The sequence below is a fragment of the Frigoribacterium sp. CFBP 13605 genome (genome assembly GCF_014839405.1).
Classification (GTDB): Bacteria; Actinomycetota; Actinomycetes; order Actinomycetales; family Microbacteriaceae; genus Frigoribacterium.
Genome location: NZ_JACYNS010000156.1, coordinates 1 through 4,440 on the forward strand (window position 1 = coordinate 1; position 4,440 = coordinate 4,440).

A 4,440-nucleotide genomic window follows, 5' to 3' on the forward strand; every position below is an offset into this window, starting at 1 on the left:
GCCCGCTGACCCGCCGCGCCGGCTCGGACGGCGCCGCCCGGCGACGGGCCGACCCGGGGTCAGACCCCGACCGGCACCGCCGCTGGCGTCACCCGCACGAGCACGGCCTTCGACACCGGGGTGTTGCTGCCGATCGACGCGCTGTCGAGCGGCACGAGCACGTTCGCCTCGGGGAAGTACGCGGCGGCGCACCCGCGGGCCGTGGGGTAGGCGACGATGCGGTAGTCGCGGAGCACCCGCTCGACGTCGTCGGTCCAGACCGTCGACACGTCGACCTTCTGGCCGTCGGTGAGCCCGAGGTCGTCGAGGTCGAGCGGGTTGACGAAGACCACGTGCCGACCCTTCTTGATGCCGCGGTAGCGGTCGTTGAGGCTGTAGATCGTGGTGTTGTACTGGTCGTGCGAGCGCAGGGTCTGCAGCAGCAGCGTCCCCTCGGGGCGTTCGACGTGCTCGAGGTCGTTGACCGTGATCATCGCCTTGCCGACCTTCGTCGCGAAGGTCCGCGAGTCGCGCGGCCCGTTCGGCAGCACGAAGCCGTCGCGGCTGCGCACCCGCTCGCTGTAGCGCTCGAAGCCCGGCACGACCCGGCTGATGTGGTCGCGCAGCGTGTCGTAGTCGTCCTCGAAGCCCTTCCAGTCGATCTCGAGGTCGGCCCGGTCGCCGAGCGTCGCCCGCGCCAGGCGACTGACGATGGCGACCTCGCTGAGCAGGTCGGGCGCGACCGGCGGCACCTGGCCGTGGCTGCCGTGCACCGAGCACACGGTGTCCTCGACCGAGACGAACTGCGGCCCGGCCTCCTGCACGTCGATCTCGGTGCGGCCGAGCGTCGGCAGGATGAGTGCCTCGGCGCCGACCACGGCGTGCGAGCGGTTCAGCTTCGTCGACACCTGGACGGTCATGTCGGTCCCGCGCATCGCGGCTTCGGCGAGCTGGGTGTCCGAGATCGCGGCCACGAGGTTGCCGCCCATGCCCATCCAGAACTTGATCCGCCCCTCCTGCATGGCCTTGATGCCCTTGAGGGCGTCGACGCCGTGCTCGCGCGGCGGGTCGAAGCGGAACTCCTTCTGCAGGGCGTCGAGGAACTCGTCCGAGACCTGCTCCCAGATGCCCATCGTGCGGTCGCCCTGCACGTTGCTGTGCCCGCGGATCGGCGAGGCGCCGGCACCCGGCTTGCCGATGTTGCCGCGCAGGAGCAGCAGGTTGATGATCTCCTTGATGGTGTCGACGGCCTTGCGGTGCTGCGTGATGCCCATCGCCCAGGTGATGATCACGCGGTCCGAGGCCAGGTAGCGGTCGGCCAGCTCGTCGATCTCGGCCCGGTCGAGCCCGGTCGCCAGCAGCACCTCGTCGTCGTCGACCTGCGCGATGTGCTCGCGGAAGGCCTCGAGCCCGACGGTGTGCTCGGCCAGGAACTCGTGGTCGAGCACCGTGCCGGGGGCGGCGTCCTCGGCCTCGAGGACGCGCTTGGCGACGGCCTGCAGCAGTGCCATGTCGCCACCGAGCCGGATCTGCAGGAACTGGTCGGCGATCTCCGTGCCGCGACCCGCGACGCCGCGCGGCAGCTGCGGGTTCTTGTAGCGACGCAGGCCGGCCTCGGGCAGCGGGTTGACCGCCACGATCTTCGCGCCCTTGAGCTTGGCGTCTTCGAGGGCCGTCAGCATGCGCGGGTGGTTGGTGCCCGGGTTCTGCCCGAGGATGACGATCAGGTCGGCCTGCTCGAAGTCGTCGTAGGCGATGGTCGACTTGCCGATGCCGACCACCTCGGCCATGGCGAGGCTCGTCGACTCGTGGCACATGTTCGAGCAGTCGGGCAGGTTGTTCGTGCCGAAGGCGCGCACGAACAGCTGGTACGCGAAGGCCGCCTCGTTCGAGGTGCGGCCCGAGGTGTAGAACGACGCCTCGTCCGGGCTGTCGAGCGACCTCAGCTTGTCGCCGACGATGCGGAACGCCTCGTCCCACGACACCTCGCGGTAGTGGTCGCTGCCGGCGGGCTTGTGCACGGGCTTGGTGAGGCGGCCCTGCATGCCGAGCCAGTACTCGGTCTTGTCGAGCAGGTCGGTCACCGAGTGCTCGGCCCAGAACGTGTCGGGCACGAGCACCGGGTTGGCCTCCCAGGTGACCGCCTTGGCGCCGTTCTCGCAGAACTCGGCGACCTTGCGGTGGTTCGGGTCGGGCCAGGCGCAGCTCATGCAGTCGAAGCCGTCCTTCTGGTTCAGCGACGTCATGAGCTTGACGGTGCGGGCCAGCCCGAGCTGCTTGATGGCCGGGTCCATCGAGTGCAGCACGCCGGGCACGCCGGCGGCCCACTCGCGCGGGGGGCCGACCTCGATGTCGGCGTCGGTCACGTCGGAGACGGGGGGTTTCTCGGTCACGGTCTTGTTCCGATCGTCAGGGGGACGGGCGAGGAGGCGCGCGTCGCGCCGCCGGGGGAGTCGGGGGCGTGGGCGTCGGCGGCGTGAGCAGCGTCGGGGGACGAGGAGGCGCGGGTCGCGTTGTCGACATCGCGCGAGTGGGCCGACGGCTCGGTCCCGTCGGGCTCGCCGAGCCGGTCCGGTCGCGAGTAGACGACCATCGACCGACCGCGGAGGAACCCCACGATCGTGACGCCCAGCTCGGTCGCGAGGTCGACGGCGAGCGACGACGGTGCCGACACGGCGGCGAGCACCGGGATGCCGGCCATCGACGCCTTCTGCGTGAGCTCGAACGAGGCGCGACCCGAGACCATCAGGACGGTCCCGCCCAACGGCAGCCGCGCCTCCTTGACGGCCCAGCCGACGACCTTGTCGACGGCGTTGTGCCGACCGACGTCCTCGCGCAGGACGAGCAGCTCGCCCGTGCGGCCGTCGAAGAGCGCCGCGGCGTGGAGCCCGCCGGTCTTCTCGAACACGTCCTGGCCCTCGCGCAGGCGGTCGGGGAAGGTCGCGAGCAGGGCGGGGTCGACGACGAGGGGGTCGTGCCGCACGTCGTGTTGCGACGTCGTGCGGACGGCGTCGATCGAGGCCTTGCCGCACAGCCCGCACGAGCTGGTCGTGTAGAACGCCCGCTCGAGGCTCGGGTCGGGCGCCGGCACCCCGGGCGCGAGCGTGACGTCGAGCACGTTGTACGTGTTGAGCCCCTCGGCGGTGGCCCCGGCGCAGTAGCGGGCGGCGAAGAACTCGTCACCGGTCGAGATGACGGCCTCGGACACGAGGAACCCCGCGGCCAGGTCGAAGTCGTGACCGGGCGTGCGCATGGTGATGGCGAGCGACGTGCCGCCGACGCGGATCTCGAGGGGTTCCTCGACCGCGAGGGTGTCCATGGTCTTGCGGACGCCCGCGCTGCCGTCGTCACCGACCGTGATGCGGGTCACCGGTTTGCGGGACGTGATGCGTGCCATGGGTCAGGTCTACCCCTCGAACCCCGGAATCGAAAGCCGGCGGGGTCCGCACCTCACCACGGGAGGCCGAGCGAGGGGACGACGTCGCCCGCCCGCGCCCCGCCCTCGGGCACGACGAGCAGCCCGTCGGCGTCGGCCAGGCCGCGCAGCATCGCCGACGACTGGCGCTCGGTCGGCACGGCTCCGTCCGGGGTCGCCCGGTACGCCTGCACGAGCGCGCCGGGTCGGGGGTGGGCCACGTCGACGGCGAGCGTGACGGACCCGGGAGGCGCGGGTCGCCTCCCGAGGAGGCCGTCCACCACCGCGGTCCCCACGACCACGAGCCCCACGTAGGCGGCCATCGGGTTGCCCGGCAGGCACAGGTAGACCGTGTCGCCGCGGCGCGCGACGACCAGGGGCTGCCCCGGACGCATCGCGAGACCGTCGACCACCAGCTCGGCGCCCAGCCGGTCGAGGGCGGCGCGGACGTGGTCGGTCGGGCCGTGCGCGGTGCCTCCGGTCGTCACCACGAGGCGACGGTCCGAGCGGTCGAGGGCGGCGATCGTCGCGTCGAGGTCGTCGGCCACCCGCGTCGTGGTCGCGGACGCCGTGCCGAGGGAGCCGAGGAGGCGCGGCACCGGCACCGAGAACACGTCGCGGACCGTGCCGCGCTCGGGCACGCCCTCGGCCACGACCTCGTCGCCGAGCACGGCCAGGGCCACCGTCGGGCGGGTCACCACGGGCACGGCGTCGTGCCCGCCGAGGGCCAGCACGGCGACGCGGGGCGGGGTGAGGAGCGTGCCCGCGGTGATCAGGGCGTCGCCGCGGTCGATCTCTTCTCCGGCTCGCCGGACGTGCGGCGGACGGCGGGGGTCGTCGTCGGCCGTCAGGACGCCGTCGGCCACGTGCCCGGACTCCGAGCGCAGCACCCGGTCCGTCCCGTCCGGGACGACGGCGCCCGTGGTGACCGGTCGCGCGACCCCGGTCGGCAGCGAGCCGTCGTCGTCGGCGACCCGGCCCGCGACGATCGACGGGCCGAGTCGCCAGGGGCCCTCGCCGGCGACCGCCCAGCCGTCCATCGCCGA

3 protein-coding genes are annotated in these 4,440 nt (G+C 72.7%); all 3 read right to left on the reverse strand.

Going from position 1 to position 4,440, the window contains the following annotated elements; all coding sequences use genetic code 11:
• Window positions 1–59: 59 nt before the first annotated feature.
• A complete protein-coding gene (locus IFT36_RS15350; RefSeq protein WP_173152821.1) occupies window positions 60–2,372 on the reverse strand; it encodes an FdhF/YdeP family oxidoreductase in 2,313 nt (770 codons plus the stop codon).
• The gene (gene fdhD, locus IFT36_RS15355) at window positions 2,369–3,376 is read right to left on the reverse strand and encodes a formate dehydrogenase accessory sulfurtransferase FdhD (RefSeq protein WP_200413583.1); all 1,008 of its coding nucleotides are present in this window, start codon (window positions 3,374–3,376) and stop codon (window positions 2,369–2,371) included. Before fdhD ends, IFT36_RS15350 begins: the two co-directional genes overlap by 4 nt.
• Before the next feature lie 53 nt (window positions 3,377–3,429).
• Window positions 3,430–4,440, reverse strand: a 1,011-nt coding sequence (locus IFT36_RS15360; protein ID WP_200413584.1) for a molybdopterin molybdotransferase MoeA, incomplete at its 5' end; no start/stop codon positions are given.

Coding starts and splice junctions, on each gene's coding strand:
- fdhD (WP_200413583.1), bottom strand. CDS start 3,376: ATGGCACGCATCACGTCCCGCAAACCGGTGACCCGCATCACGGTCGGT.